General features: G+C 40.1%; 12 protein-coding genes. 5 read left to right on the top strand and 7 right to left on the bottom strand.

Features of this window, described 5'->3' with window-relative positions:
* The first annotated feature begins 2 nt into the window (after window positions 1-2).
* Genes QWZ08_RS14065 through QWZ08_RS14055 form a run of 3 tightly spaced genes read left to right on the top strand, consistent with a single transcriptional unit; the run spans window position 3 to window position 2,726 of the window.
* Window positions 3-1,082 (top strand): DegT/DnrJ/EryC1/StrS family aminotransferase, encoded by a 1,080-nt coding sequence (locus QWZ08_RS14065; protein WP_290338080.1) that lies wholly within the window; start codon window positions 3-5, stop codon window positions 1,080-1,082.
* Window positions 1,083-1,127: 45 nt separating this feature from the next.
* Window positions 1,128-1,781 carry a DapH/DapD/GlmU-related protein gene (locus tag QWZ08_RS14060; protein WP_290338079.1) on the top strand — a complete coding sequence of 218 codons (654 nt, stop codon included), beginning with the start codon at window positions 1,128-1,130 and terminating at the stop codon, window positions 1,779-1,781.
* A 15-nt stretch (window positions 1,782-1,796) separates the two neighbouring features.
* Window positions 1,797-2,726 carry a hypothetical protein gene (locus tag QWZ08_RS14055; protein ID WP_290338078.1) on the top strand — a complete coding sequence of 310 codons (930 nt, stop codon included), beginning with the start codon at window positions 1,797-1,799 and terminating at the stop codon, window positions 2,724-2,726.
* Here QWZ08_RS14055 and QWZ08_RS14050 read toward each other — a convergent pair.
* On the bottom strand, window positions 2,710-3,690 hold the full coding sequence (locus QWZ08_RS14050) for a glycosyltransferase family 2 protein (RefSeq protein WP_290338077.1): 981 nt from the start codon (window positions 3,688-3,690) through the stop codon (window positions 2,710-2,712). The genes QWZ08_RS14055 and QWZ08_RS14050 overlap by 17 nt on opposite strands.
* Before the next feature lie 117 nt (window positions 3,691-3,807).
* On the opposite strand from QWZ08_RS14050, the gene QWZ08_RS14045 reads away from it, so the two are divergent.
* A complete protein-coding gene (locus QWZ08_RS14045; protein WP_290338076.1) occupies window positions 3,808-4,758 on the top strand; it encodes a glycosyltransferase in 951 nt (316 codons plus the stop codon).
* Between the two features lie 63 nt (window positions 4,759-4,821).
* On the opposite strand, the gene QWZ08_RS14040 is transcribed toward QWZ08_RS14045, so the two are convergent.
* From QWZ08_RS14040 to QWZ08_RS14025, 4 genes are all read right to left on the bottom strand, one after another.
* Window positions 4,822-5,916: a hypothetical protein gene (locus QWZ08_RS14040; protein WP_290338075.1), complete on the bottom strand. Its 1,095-nt coding sequence runs from the start codon at window positions 5,914-5,916 to the stop codon at window positions 4,822-4,824.
* A gap of 52 nt (window positions 5,917-5,968) precedes the next feature.
* Window positions 5,969-6,733, bottom strand: coding sequence for a glycoside hydrolase family 16 protein (locus QWZ08_RS14035; protein WP_290338074.1), 765 nt, complete (start codon window positions 6,731-6,733; stop codon window positions 5,969-5,971).
* 467 nt (window positions 6,734-7,200) lie between these two features.
* A complete protein-coding gene (locus tag QWZ08_RS14030) occupies window positions 7,201-8,250 on the bottom strand; it encodes an acyltransferase family protein (RefSeq protein ID WP_290338073.1) in 1,050 nt (349 codons plus the stop codon).
* Between the two features lie 130 nt (window positions 8,251-8,380).
* The gene (locus tag QWZ08_RS14025) at window positions 8,381-9,580 is read right to left on the bottom strand and encodes an Ig-like domain-containing protein (protein WP_290338072.1); all 1,200 of its coding nucleotides are present in this window, start codon (window positions 9,578-9,580) and stop codon (window positions 8,381-8,383) included.
* 336 nt (window positions 9,581-9,916) lie between these two features.
* On the opposite strand from QWZ08_RS14025, the gene QWZ08_RS14020 reads away from it, so the two are divergent.
* A complete protein-coding gene (locus QWZ08_RS14020; protein WP_290338071.1) occupies window positions 9,917-11,797 on the top strand; it encodes a cytochrome-c peroxidase in 1,881 nt (626 codons plus the stop codon).
* Between the two features lie 151 nt (window positions 11,798-11,948).
* Here the strand turns inward: QWZ08_RS14020 and QWZ08_RS14015 are convergent, their stop codons facing one another.
* Window positions 11,949-12,788, bottom strand: a complete 840-nt coding sequence (locus QWZ08_RS14015; RefSeq protein ID WP_290338070.1) for an SDR family NAD(P)-dependent oxidoreductase — start codon at window positions 12,786-12,788, stop codon at window positions 11,949-11,951.
* Window positions 12,772-13,563, bottom strand: a complete 792-nt coding sequence (locus QWZ08_RS14010) for a hypothetical protein (protein ID WP_290338069.1) — start codon at window positions 13,561-13,563, stop codon at window positions 12,772-12,774. Before QWZ08_RS14010 ends, QWZ08_RS14015 begins: the two co-directional genes overlap by 17 nt.
* Window positions 13,564-13,574 lie beyond the last annotated feature (11 nt).

Genomic DNA, 13,574 nt, shown 5'->3' with positions numbered 1-13,574 from the left:
CCATGATCAATGTAACCAAACCATTTCTACCACCTGCCCACGAGTACCAGCGGTACATTGACCAAATCTGGGAGCGGAACTGGCTTACCAATAATGGCCCATTGGTGAACGAACTGGAACTTAGGTTGAAAGAATACCTGGGAGTGGGTCACCTGTTGTATCTGAACAACGGTACCATTGCCCTGCAGATAGCTATCAAGGCATTAAAATTAAAGGGTGAAATTATTACCACTCCTTTCAGTTATGTGGCTACAACTTCCTCCATTATCTGGGAAGGCTGCACCCCTGTTTTTGTGGATGTGGATAGCGCCACACTCAATATTGATGCGGGCAAAATTGAAGCGGCTATTACGCCAGCCACTTCAGCCATTATTGCCACACATACCTATGGTAACCCCTGTGATATTGATGCCATACAAGAGGTAGCTGACAGGCATGGTTTAAGAGTAATTTATGACGCGGCGCATTGTTTTGGGACAACCTACAAAGGCAAAAGTGTTTACCTGTACGGAGATATCAGTACAGCCAGTTTTCACGCCACAAAAATATTTCACACGATAGAAGGCGGTGCTGTATTTACAAAAGATCCGGAGTTGTTAAAGAAAATGGCCTACATGAGAAACTTCGGGCACAACGGACCAACGGATTACGCCGAAGTAGGTATCAACGGCAAAAACTCAGAGTTTCATGCGGCCATGGGGCTGGTGAATTTGAAATACATTGAAGACAATGCGGCCAGCAGAAAAAAGCAATATGAACAATATACATACTGGATGAAATACCTGAAACTCAGGACGATTAAAATCACTGCGGACAGCAATGTCAATTACTCATACTACCCGGTAATTTTTGAATCAGAAGAAGCGATATTAAAAGCCATTGAAATGCTGAACGGACACCTGATCTATCCGAGAAGATATTTTTACCCGACACTTAATAATCTCCGGTATGTCAGGAAATGTGTTACCCCGGTTTGCGATAATATCAGTCCGAAAGTACTTTGCCTGCCGGTATACCATACCCTCAGCATGGAGGAAATAGATTTTATATGCAGGCTGTTGTTAAGGGCACAAAATAATTAAGCAAAAAAGAAAAATCATTTTATTGATCACTATAAAAATTTAATTATGTTATTCATCGGTTCAGGCGGTCTTGCCGCACAGCTATTTGAGGATTTGCTGGCCAGCAATATCCAGGACGTTGTATTCTGGAGTGAAGTTGATACCGGCAATGATTTTATAAAGGAAAGATTTCCAATCATCGGTACAGATGAAGAAGTCGTCGAGTATTTTACCAATACTTCCACCTCCTTTGTGATGTGTATAGGAGATATTGGTCACAGAAAAAAAATGGCAGAAAAATTTACAAAACTTGGTGGCAAGCAGGCTTCTTTTATTACGCCGTTCTGCAAGATCAGCCCTTTTGTAAAAAAAATAGGTAAGGGTGTTATGATACTGAATGATGCCGAACTGGAACCCGGTGTAATTGTAGGCGACCAGAGTTTACTGAATAAAAAATCAAAGTATGGCCATGCCTGCATCATCGGCACGAACTGCGAAATTGCCCCGCTGGCCATTATATCTGCCTATGCTGAAATTGGGGATGATTCCCTGATTGGCATCGCTTCGCTGATTTTACCCAAAATTAAAATAGGCAAAAATGTTACCGTTTCGGCAGGATCTGTTGTCACTAAAAACATCCCGGACAATGCGGTCGTTTCCGGATCCCCGGCTATTATCCGTTTTTATAAAAAAGTAAAACCGTCAGCGGTTGAAGTATAATTTAATTTAACCAGGATGCTGAACACACTAAAACAATTGTTTCGTAATAATTATAAAACAGCGCCGGATGTGCCGGTACTGAATGCTGCAGCCATGCACCATGCGGAGTCATTTGATATGCTGGTAAAAAACCTGAATACCTATTTTGCCAATCATCCGGAACGAAACATCTATGCAAAAGAACTGGCCTTTCTAAATTCAGGCTTTAAGGCTGATCCAGGTATCGATAAAATCAATTACGCGATCTTTCCCTACGACTTTATACTTGGGTACGACTACCGGGCCATTCCGGTTTATTTTGATGAAACTGCGGCTATGTTTTTTGTTTACCTGGATGGAAAAAAGCTGTATTACCACAAGGGGTACACCAATGCTGCAGATGTACAAAAAAGTTTTACTTTTCTTCTGGCAGAACAGCATCCGGATTCACCGCATTGTTACCTGGGCAAAGATTTGCAGCTAGGCAGTAATGAAGTAGTGGCAGACCTGGGAGCGGCGGAAGGAAATTTTTCCCTGCTGGTAGTGGATCAGGTGAAAGAATTAATTATTGTAGAGGCAGATACCAGCTGGATAGAGGCACTGCACAAAACCTTCGAACCCTGGAAGGATAAAGTTAGAATTATCGGTAAATCTGCCGGCTGTATCAATGATGAAAAAACAATCACGCTGAATAAACTGGAGGAAGGCAACGCAATTACTTTTGTAAAGATGGATATCGAAGGCTCCGAAACGAGTGTAATCAATTACGCGGAGTCCTATATTGGCAGCCATCACCTTAAACTGGCGGTTACTACCTACCACGGCTATGAAGACGCAGGTGTAATTAAATCCATATTGGAAAGGAATGATTACCATACCTGGTTTTCTGACGGCTACATGCTGTTTATTTCTGACGATCTTACACCACCCTACTTCAGAAAAACGCTTGTTAAGGCTTACAAATAAAAGAATCGCTTACTTTGTTCAACTGCAGATGAGGTAATGGATCGCAGGCTGACACCTGCCTGCTTCTTTTTATTTTCGCAAACGAAAACAGAATTTTTTTCGCCATCACAAAATTGTACAAGACACCTTCTGTATTAAAGGTTACCAGTTTGGCAATGGTAAAAAGGGAATACCTGGCCAACCTCCTTAGCACAAGATGTCGATAATGCTGCCGCCTGATATCGCAAGCCTGGTTTAAAAAAATAATCCAGTCTTTTTTTATCTGATCGCGTACTGGCAGCCTTGTATCGGCCGGAAGTCTTTCCCGGTCGTGATAAATTCTGGCAGTGTTGAGTACGCCTATTTTAAACCCCTTAAAAATGGCCCTGTTTGCATAATGATCATCCTCCCCATAATGAATAAAAACCGGGTCAAATCCACCTGTTTTTTCCAGGCAGTCTCTGCTGATGAGCCAGGCAGCCGCATTAACAAAGGGGGTATCTATAATGGTATGTTCCTGTGTATTATTCAGCAAGCCGGTTAACTGCCAGTCCAATATACCGGACCGCACCAGGTAATCATAGAAATAAACATCAAAACCGCTGCCCCCACCGTTCAAATGCAACGGACTTAAAATACCAAACTGCGGATTATCCGACTGGGCTTTTACCAGGCTGGCAATAGTTTCCTTCTCCACTCTCGCATCCTGGTTTAGCAGCAAAATATGGTCTGCCTTATCTTCAAGCGCTATTTTTAACCCGATATTGTTGCCCTGGCCGAAGCCCAAATTCTTTTTCCCTTCAATTATATGGACCATCGGATAATAATCCCGGATAAAAGACAAGGTTAAATCTTTGGAACCATTATCTACAACAATAACCTGCGGACGGTGCGAACTTGTTGTAAGACTTTGAAGACATTTATCAATCCATCGCATGGCATTATAGGTTACCACAATGCAATAAACCAATGGCTGCTTTATCATTTTTAAGTTAAGTTTTTACAAATGAAATGCCCTGTCCGCAGAAAGGATAGATTTGCTTTTCAGTGATAAAATTAGGCGCAATTACTCCAATCCAAAACAAACAAATTATTATCTTTTATGCTTTTTTCGGTGTTAATGGCGCATTATAACAACGCACGTTTTTTGGAGCAGTCTATTACCAGCGTGTTGAGTCAAAGTCATACCAACTGGGAGATTGTATTGGTGGACGATGGTTCAACAGATGAATTTGAAACTGTTGTGAACGCTTTTAAAAATGAGGCAAGAATTAAAGTTTTCAGAAACGGAAAAAACAGGGGCTGCGCTTTTACAAAAAGAAAATGCATTGAAAAAGCTGCCGGAGAACTGGCGGGCTTCCTGGACCCTGATGACAGACTACATCCGGACGCCATCAGAACAATGGTGGAGGCACATACCCAACAACCGGCCTGTAGTATCATACACTCCAATCATTATGTTTGCGACCAGGCATTAAGCATCATCAGGATTGCGGAATATGTCAAAGCGCTACCACCCTATACCCCTTACCTGTTGTTAAATGACGGCAGGGTTCATCATTTCGCAACTTTTAAAAAGACTTGTTACCAACATACCAGGGGCATATCTTATCCCAAACAAATTGATAAGGCCATCGACCAGGATTTGTATTATTTGCTGGAAGAAGAGGGCGATATTTTTTTTATTGATCATCCTTTGTATTATTACCGCATCCACGAGGGTGGTATTTCAACCATGGGTAAAGAAGGCCTAACTACCATGGCGCACTATGCCACGATAGAAGCAGCTTGCCTGAGAAGAATCGAAAAGCTTAAAGAAAGCGACCAACCGGATAAAAAAAACTGGATAAAAAAATACAGAACCAGGTACTATAAAATTCGCATTTTTAATAGTTTTCGCCGGAAACAATGGGGTAAATTCAGTATTAGTCTGTTGGTATTTCCCTTTGTTGGCGGAATGCAAAACCTATTGCAATACTGCCGCAAATTACCAACAGAAGGAATAGCACTGTTAAAAAAATCTTTTGCGACTGACTATAAAATTGTTGAGTAAATTGAAGTCAAGTTTCCAGTCCTTTCATAAGAAAAGTTGTGGTCCTTTCAGCAGCTGCAAGATTTATTTTTTTAAAGCGTTCTCTTTAATAACGTTGTTTCTCAGCAGTGTTACGCTGTGACTTTCGGCTTGCAAATAAATTTTATTGAAACCACATGCTTCCATGGAAGCTACTACACTGGAAGGAATCAAAAAATTATTATAGTATTCGTTCACACCTTTTCTGAGCAATTCAATTTCATCAGGAGCCAGACTGAACAGGTAGTCAATTTTGTTTTCAAGATCATCGGAATTGTCAAAAGTAATTACCTGCTTTCCATCACAAAGCGGAGGCATAAACATGTCAGCATAAGACCATTGTATGAATGGAATACACCCTGCCGACATCGCTTCAATAATATTATGGCTAAAGGGAATTGTAATGCCAGGCAATGCAAAGAAAAAATCAAATTTCGAAAGCCAATCCCTGAGTTCATTCATCGGAACATCCATCTGAAGCCTATCGAGCAATAATATTTGGTTATCATTATTAGCAGTAAAAAAATGATGGAGATCATTCATACTTTTAATTGGCAACAACAGTTTTTTCCTGTTCAAAAATGAATATACATCTGTTCTTGACAGTACACTAAAAAGATCATCCGTTTTAATCGTATCATATATCTGCTCATCAAAATTGCCGGCCATAAAAAGGGATCTTTTCCTTTTAACATTTTCTAATGGAACATTCCACCAACCTGCGTGATACATCAGCGGATGTTGTGCCATTGGAATAAAACAAACATTCTCTGGCGATTGATTTTTTTCTGTTGAGGTTGAGGAAAAATAATCCGCAGAAAGTACCTGGTCGTTCAGGTTTATGAGTTCAGTTTGTGAAGGAGGCACGCCGAGATTTACTATCTTTTCATCAAATAAAAATGAGACACAATTTTCTTTTTTTAATTCGTAGAGTAAATTAAAATTTCTATTTATGTAAATGGTATATCCTTGCAGGTGCAAAAATTTTATCAGCAGGTACAGGTATCGCTTAAAATGATTTTCTTTTAAGTCAAGCAAAATATTTTTTTTCCCTGCTTTCGGGTTAAAAAAAAATCTGTAATACCAGTAAAATGGAACGATGGTAATGTGAACATATATTTTGCGTAACAAATTTTTCATGCCCATTTATTCCATGAGGGATACAATTGCTTGTTGCAATATAGTGCAGTAATTATTTTGAGGGTCTCCTGGTATAAACCCTTACATAATCAACAATAAAATGATCGGGCAAACTTTTTATGCTTAACGGCCCTGCTGCCTGTTGATTTACCCCAAGGCTCAAAACAATAAATTCAGGTACATGAGAAATCAATTGATTGCCGGAAAAAGTTTTTTGGCCATCCACATACGTTGTGTAACTGGTATCGGTCCACTCCAGGCCAATGGTATGAAAATCATCTGCAGTTTTCGACAGTGTTCCCCATTCTGGTCCACCAACTTTATGCCCTGCCCCATAGCCGCCGTAGTGTATGGTATGAGCAACATGATCCCTGTTCAAGTGCGGAAAATATTCAAAAATATCCAGTTCGGCGCCATTTTTATCCGGTGTGCTGCCCGGTGCTGTAATGGTAGGTGACTGCAACCAAAAGGCGGAAATTGTTCCGGGGGTATTGGCGAACTTTGCCCTGCATTCAAAATAACCATACTTTATTTTAAAAGTATTTTCGGTGGAGATCATCCCTGTCAGTACCGAATCGGTACTGGTTTTTACTTCCATTACCAGGTGGCCTTTTCCGTCCAGTTTTGTTGACTGCTCCGTAATGTATGATTCGTCTCTTTTACCTACACCACGGTGATTCCATTTCTTCAGATTGAGCTGCCTTCCTGTAAATTCATCACTCCACACAAGCGTATAGCCTTTCACCGGCGACATTTGCTGATCAGGATATTGCTTTAGCACACAAAAAAATACAAGAAGATAATTCAGGTAAAACATCACAATGGTATTAACTGTACGGTGATAAAAGGAAAAGATTTTTTATAATATTCAAATGTATATGAAAGAACAACGATTCAGGGATGCAGCCCTTTATCAAAATATTATCCTTGTGTTAATTTAACCTGAAGAAATTACTACCCTTGAAGATGTAGCATTGCTGCCAAAATCAAGAGGACCGGATAAAAATCCAACCCGCCTTAAACTCTGTATGCTATGAAAAAACCATAGTAAATATATCTGATTTTGTTCACCCTCTTGAACATTGCAGTTTAAGTTATGATTAAACAATGTACATATGAAAATCAACCCACTTTAACCATAATTTTTATAAAATATGCTGATTCCCTTTAAAAAGTAAAAAATGTAGAATCTATTTACAGCCTTCGTGATGTTTATCACGGTAAATAGGTCATGCAGATTGAATTGTATCATGTGGGCTGTTGGACATTAAAGGATAAACAACATTAGTGGAATTTATTTTTTACTCGTAAAAATCTTCTTTCAAAAAAATAGTATGAGCTCCAGGCAAGCAGCGCAATCAATAAAAGGTTCTGGGGAAATTGTGCGAACCTGCCCAATTTTCCGTCAATGCCTGTCAACAATTGTTGCCAGATATAAAGACTAAAAGACAATTTACCCACCAGTATTGCATATTTGTTATTCAATAAGCGAAACAACATGGTCTGTTCAGCAATGATGACACTATGCAATAACAGGGCTATCATCAATGTTGCTATCGCCGGATTCAAAGCGTCAATACCAATCCTGTTTGAATAAAAAGGCCAGATAAAAAATGGAAGTATTAAAGTTATGTACACACCATACTTCTGAAAAAAAGTAATTGGTAACCAGTTTTTAAAAGCTGCCACCGCAAGCAGCGATCCCATTAAAACCCCATCGCTCTGATAAATCAATAAGCCAGTTAATTTTAAAAATGGCCATTCAGGAAAATGGCCGCTATAGGCGAGCGCTCTAAAAAAAACAATCCCAAAAATGGCGATAATTAGTAACCAATCTATGCTGTTTGTAAATTTTTTAAGCAGTAAGGGAAACACCAGGTAATATTGTTCTTCAATTGACAGCGACCAGTAGTGAGCGGTATACCAGTTGCCCTGGAAATAAGCCAGGTTGCCCATAAAAAAAGCTGCACCAAGAAAACATTTTAAAGGTATGTTCAGGTGCAGCAGGGCATTCAAAAGCAGCATGCAGAAAAGGTAAAGAAACGCCACGGGAAAAATTCTCAATGCCCGCCTGATATAAAAATTTTTCAGGGAAATGTTGCCGGTATGAATCTTTTCTTTTAGCAGTAAAGTGGTAATTAAAAAACCACTGATCACAAAAAAAATATGCACTCCCAAAACCCCTGCTTGTTCTATTATGAAATGTGTTTGTTGATTTACTTTAAAAGCATTTGACAAATGGGAGAACAGCACCAGGCTGATGGAAACAGCCCGGATGCCGTCTAATGCGGGCAACCTGTCTGCAGCAAAAGCCGGTGGAATTTTATATTGCATTGAGTTCATAAATTTTAGAGAAGGTCAGGAAAAACGCACAGGCATCTTTGGAAAAAGATATTCCCTATAAAAAATCGCCTTAAATAATTAAGGCGATCTGTACTAACCTACACTAATAACATCGTTTTTTTTACTGTTTGACAAGTTTGAGTTTTTGAATTTGGCTACCCTGTCTTACTTCTATAAAATAAATACCTGCACCTAATTTTGCGCCAAATTGTATTGTTCCGTTAGCAGCAATTCCTTCTTTTGTTTCCATTATTCTGCCGGCAACGTCTGTTACAATTATTGAAAGCAAATTGTTATCACTACTGTTGATGGAAATGCTGAAATAATTGCGGGCAGGGTTTTGCGCTGCAATAACCTGCAAGGGCTTATTTACACCAATAGTAGTAATCATAACCTGGTTGAAATTGCCGATGCGATGTGGTTGTGCAGTCGCTGTGCTTACCCAGGGCGATAAATACTTTCCCTGAATGGGCGCCTCAAATTGGCCGCCAGGAAGTGTCCAGGCAACGCCAAGATGATCCGGACCGACATATTCCTTATGGAGTGTTTCAATATAGTAACGCCCACCCTTGACTAACATTACCGGTGCTGATTTTTGTTTTGCAAATTTGTTCCATTGCATGGGCTCCGTCCAGGATTCTGCATAAGCAATCAGTTGTTTATTGGCGGGATTGTCGTCTGTACTTAACCACAATCCTACCTGGTCATCACCGGAAATATAGAAATTATAATAACCGGTTTGTGGCGCACAAATATAGCCTCTCACCCTTGCCGCATACTGATCGCCGAGATTGGGTCCGTATTCAAATGCGCTAAGAGATTCCAGCACATCCGGTCTATCCGGGAAGGCGGGATTGTTCATCACATCGCCCACGATTAAACCTTTGGTGTTAGAAAAACCTTCCGCAGAAATGCTGCCGCTCCCGGTACACGTTGTGAGATTTATCAGCACGATACCAGAACAGGTTGTGGCACCAAGGTTGTCGGTAACTGTTGCCGTTAAACTATAATTGCCTCCCTCCACATAAGGCCTGGTATAAGTATATGGCGCATTGGAATCCTCCCCCAGTTTATTGCCGTGTTCAAAAAATGTTACTTTAGATACTGTGCCGTCAGAGTCTGATGCAGCTGCGGTAATGGTGATGGTGGCGCCGGCATTAAAAGAAGTACCTGTAACGGGACTGGTAATTGTTACGACCGGTAACTTATTATTAACGTTGCAGGAAGGACTATTGCTGGACTGACCTGAAGTACCAATTGAAATAAATGAAAAGATAAAATATGATACCGGTATCTGTATAAAAAGTAAATTTTTTCTCATAAAGTATTTTTACAAAAATAATGTCATCAATTGTGCCACCTCTTTGAGCAATCTTATCAAAAGGTTAAGTAATAGTTATGTCCTTACCAATTCGATTTAAAACGGCGGCCTTAAAGTATTTTGAGACCGGTTAAAGTTGCTGGTTAAAAATTTCAATTTTATTTTGACAAATAGTTATGGCTTCAGGATTTTATAATCGACTGCTATAGTATTGAAGGCTTTTTAAAACAAAGTCTTAGCAATAAAAGCTTTCAAAATTTAATTATCACACAGCATTCGATCTGGGCTATCCCTGATAAAACACTCTATTTTTATAGACTTACTGATTTAAAAAAAATGAAAACCAAATTAATCGTCTTTTTCTCTATTGCTGCATTGCTGGTAATAACAGCCGGTTTTCAAACAAAACAAAATGAATCAGCAAAAAAAATAACCGAAAACTATTTGGTTGAAAAGAATGAATTGTTTAACAGAACAACCGAATTGAATAGCTTAGTCAGTGTTGGTGGTAAATCAACAAAACGCAGTGTGGAAGCCATCAAACTAAAATTAAGGGAATGCAGGCTGGCTTATAAAAAAATAGAATGGGTTCTCTCTTACTATTATCCCCACGTAGCAAATCTTTTCAATGGCCCGGACATAATGGAGGAAGAAGATCCCGGAGAATTTGAACCCGCCCACGGTTTACAGGTTATTGAAAACATATTGCTCAGCGGTGACAAACCAGACTCTGCAGCGCTGCACAAACTTACAAATGAGCTTACATGGCTGCCAAGATCAGTTGCCTCCCTGTCGGAAGCCGTGACAAGGATTTCCGGATCGCCCAACGGTGAAATACTTGCCGCAATAAAATACGAGCTCATTAAAATTACCGTGCTGGGTTTTACCGAATATGACAATCCCGTTCAAAAAAATTATTTGAACGAATCCATCACGGCACTTACAAGTGTAAAAGAAAATCTGAAAATGTTTGATGAACAGGTAAGTCTGCCGTTGCGCAAAAAGAGTGATAGCTTATTTCAACAAGCCATTGAATACATACAGCGTAACAACGACAATGTAAAGTTTAACCGGCTGGCGTTTATCACCACTTATTATCAACCATTAAGTGTTTTAATAGATGATTATGCCGCTGAATTAAAAACAGTTTACAACTCCTACAACCAGTACATTGACATCAGCGAAAAATCTGTTTTTGATTTACCATCTTTTTCAGGCTTTTTAAATAATAAAAATGACCCCTTGTTATCTGCCAGGATAGACTTAGGAAAAAAGTTGTTCTTCGACCCGCTGTTATCAGGCAATCTGCAACGTTCCTGTGCCTCCTGTCATAACCCTGAAAAAGGATTTACCGATGGTCTTGCCAAAAGCATTTCTTTTGACGACCCCGGCAAAACCCTGTTAAGAAATGCGCCGGGGCTTATAAATGTTTGCATGCAAACCACTTTTTTTCACGACTCCCGCGAACGTACTTTAGAAGCTCAAATTAGTTCAGTGATAAAAAACCCGGCTGAATTAAATGGTAACTATCCGCACATTATTTCTCTGCTGAACCAAAGCAATACTTATCAATACATGTTTGCCAAAGCCTTTCCTGCAGACAATCCGGTCACCCAGGGGCATATTGCACAATCCATTGCAGACTATGAACGCTCACTATCCGGATTCAATTCAAATTTCGATCAATACGTTGCCGGCAATACTAAAAAACTGACGGCTTCTGAAATAAACGGGTTCAATCTATTTATGGGCAAGGCCCGGTGCGGCAGCTGTCATTTTGTACCCTTGTTTAGCGGCTTGTTACCGCCGTTATACAATTCATCTGAATTTGAAGTGATAGGCATCCTGGAGAATAGCAATTTTAACAAGCCGGTACTTGATGCAGATAAAGGCATCGGGGCATTGACCGGAAGACAACATCAGATGTATGGCTTCAAAGTACCAGGCCTGCGCAATGCTGCACTTACTGCACCATATATGCACAACGGAAGTTTAAAAACGTTGGAAGAAGTTTTATTGTTTTACAATAAGGGAGGTGCTGCAGGTTTGGGCGTACCTATATCCAATCAGACACTACCATCCGGTTCTCTTAATTTAACAAAGCGGGAAATGAAAGACATTATTCATTTCATACAATCTTTGACAGATACCTCAAACACACAGCCTGCACCTGTTCCACTGTCTTCGGCCGCTGACAAACGAACTCTTCATTCTTAGGATAGTTTTGCAGGTACTAGCTAGCGGCATAACTATCCTTTTTGAAACCAGCAGAATATTTATTACAGGTAAATTCTAAACACCAAGTCGCTATATTGAAATCATTCCTGCGGGTATTTGCCTGAAGCTGCAGACCAGATGAAGTGGATGATCAAATTGTACTGGTTCTTTCATCCTCCCGGTTTATTTGATGGTCAGTAAAACCTGCCATAACCTTTGCCATAATTTTTATTTTACCAAGCCTTGGGACTGCCCGCATTGAGTAAACTAAGATTTTGGTTAAGAAGCCTGGCAAAACAGTTGTCTTACGCCCCAACGCTCTTAAAATTGGAACGCCAACTTGTGAAGGTTTTAGAGTAGTGGTCATCCTCATATTTGCCCTTTGTGCAAATCCGCTATCAACAGGGCCAGGCGCTGCTGCCAACACGTCGACGCCATAGGGCTTCAATTCAACTGCCAATGCTTCTGAGAATGTTTGAACATAGGCTTTTGTTGCAGCATAGTTGGCAGCATAAGGTACTCCCTGAAACGCAACCATTGAGCTCATCAGGATAATGCCACCACGTTTTTGCCGTGCAAAATGCTGGCTGTAATAATGTGTCAATGCGAGCAGGGCTTCACAGTTTACTTTCAGCAGATTGATTTCTGCAGGTAACGAACTGTTGATAAATAATCCGGAAGTTCCATAGCCTGCTGAAACTACCAGTAGTCCAACGTTTAGGCGTTGCGCAGATTGAATGATCTTATCGATTCCATCCGGTCCGGAAACATCCGCAGCAACTATCTTAATTTGAATATCAGCATTTGCTTTTAACTGCATTTCAACTTCTTCCAGTTTTTCTAACTGCCTGGAATGAATGACAAGATTAAAACCTGCAGCTGCTAATTGTAAGGCCAATTCCCGCCCGATACCTGAGGAGGCTCCGGTAACAATCGCCCATTCACCATACCTTGTTTTCAATCTGCTTTTTTCCTTATCGGTCAATTTCATTTTGAATTTGTTTTGTTTTTATAAATGGCTTCGCCTGCAATGCCTGTATCAAAACTGCAGTTGCAACAACTAAGTAGACCCCACTGAGCGTAAAAACCGCCCTTGTAGCTTTTAACAGGTAGAATGAAAGCAATGGTATAACCTGTAACGCATGCATGCCAATAAAATGAGCCACCCGTAAATCACCTTCTTTCATGTTCCATTTAAAGATTGGAAGAAAAGTGTGTTGTGGTTGCGTTCCAATAGTGTGTGTTTGTCTGCCGCCCATAGCCAACCCTTCAAAGGAAAAAATAATGAAGATAAATATGCTTAATCGTATCGCCCACAAATAATGGGGTGCAAGATTCGGCAGATCTGATTGACAAAATTTAATGCCTGCATAAGCTGTATAGCATGTAATGGCGATGGCTGCAACCGCCATACATGCAAAGAGTATTCTATAAAAGGCCGTTGTTGTATTGAAATGAGATTCCTGTCCCCGTGATGCCTGTATGGTGATGTAAAGCAATTCAAAAGTGAACAGAGCAATGTTTGCCCTGTTAAAAAGGAGGATGTTAAATGAAGGCAAATAGAAACAATACCAGGCCATAGTGCTGCAATAAATACCGATTGAAACAGCAAACTTGAATGGTTTGATCCAGGCATTTACTCCAGCTACCTGTGTTTGCGAAAATATGCCAAGCAGGTAAAATAGCACTGCCAAAGCAAAACAAATTGCAGAAAAATAAAACAGAGCTTCGTTTCTTGCCTTGAGTTCAAGGACGAATTGTAACATACGATGGTCGT

It is taken from the genome of Ferruginibacter paludis, assembly GCF_030409685.1.
Classification (GTDB): domain Bacteria; phylum Bacteroidota; class Bacteroidia; order Chitinophagales; family Chitinophagaceae; genus Ferruginibacter; species Ferruginibacter paludis.
This window is presented reverse-complemented; position numbering and strand designations above follow the sequence as displayed.

Bases quoted from the DNA above. Each gene is read 5' to 3' on its own strand.
- QWZ08_RS14015 (WP_290338070.1), bottom strand. From the start codon at position 12,788: ATGAAATTGACCGATAAGGAAAAAAGCAGATTGAAAACAAGGTATGGT.
- QWZ08_RS14045 (WP_290338076.1), top strand. From the start codon at position 3,808: ATGCTTTTTTCGGTGTTAATGGCGCATTATAACAACGCACGTTTTTTG.
- QWZ08_RS14065 (WP_290338080.1), top strand. From the start codon at position 3: ATGATCAATGTAACCAAACCATTTCTACCACCTGCCCACGAGTACCAG.
- QWZ08_RS14060 (WP_290338079.1), top strand. From the start codon at position 1,128: ATGTTATTCATCGGTTCAGGCGGTCTTGCCGCACAGCTATTTGAGGAT.
- QWZ08_RS14025 (WP_290338072.1), bottom strand. From the start codon at position 9,580: ATGAGAAAAAATTTACTTTTTATACAGATACCGGTATCATATTTTATC.
- QWZ08_RS14050 (WP_290338077.1), bottom strand. From the start codon at position 3,690: ATGATAAAGCAGCCATTGGTTTATTGCATTGTGGTAACCTATAATGCC.
- QWZ08_RS14035 (WP_290338074.1), bottom strand. From the start codon at position 6,733: ATGTTTTACCTGAATTATCTTCTTGTATTTTTTTGTGTGCTAAAGCAA.
- QWZ08_RS14040 (WP_290338075.1), bottom strand. From the start codon at position 5,916: ATGAAAAATTTGTTACGCAAAATATATGTTCACATTACCATCGTTCCA.
- QWZ08_RS14030 (WP_290338073.1), bottom strand. From the start codon at position 8,250: ATGCAATATAAAATTCCACCGGCTTTTGCTGCAGACAGGTTGCCCGCA.
- QWZ08_RS14055 (WP_290338078.1), top strand. From the start codon at position 1,797: ATGCTGAACACACTAAAACAATTGTTTCGTAATAATTATAAAACAGCG.
- QWZ08_RS14020 (WP_290338071.1), top strand. From the start codon at position 9,917: ATGAAAACCAAATTAATCGTCTTTTTCTCTATTGCTGCATTGCTGGTA.
- QWZ08_RS14010 (WP_290338069.1), bottom strand. From the start codon at position 13,563: ATGTTACAATTCGTCCTTGAACTCAAGGCAAGAAACGAAGCTCTGTTT.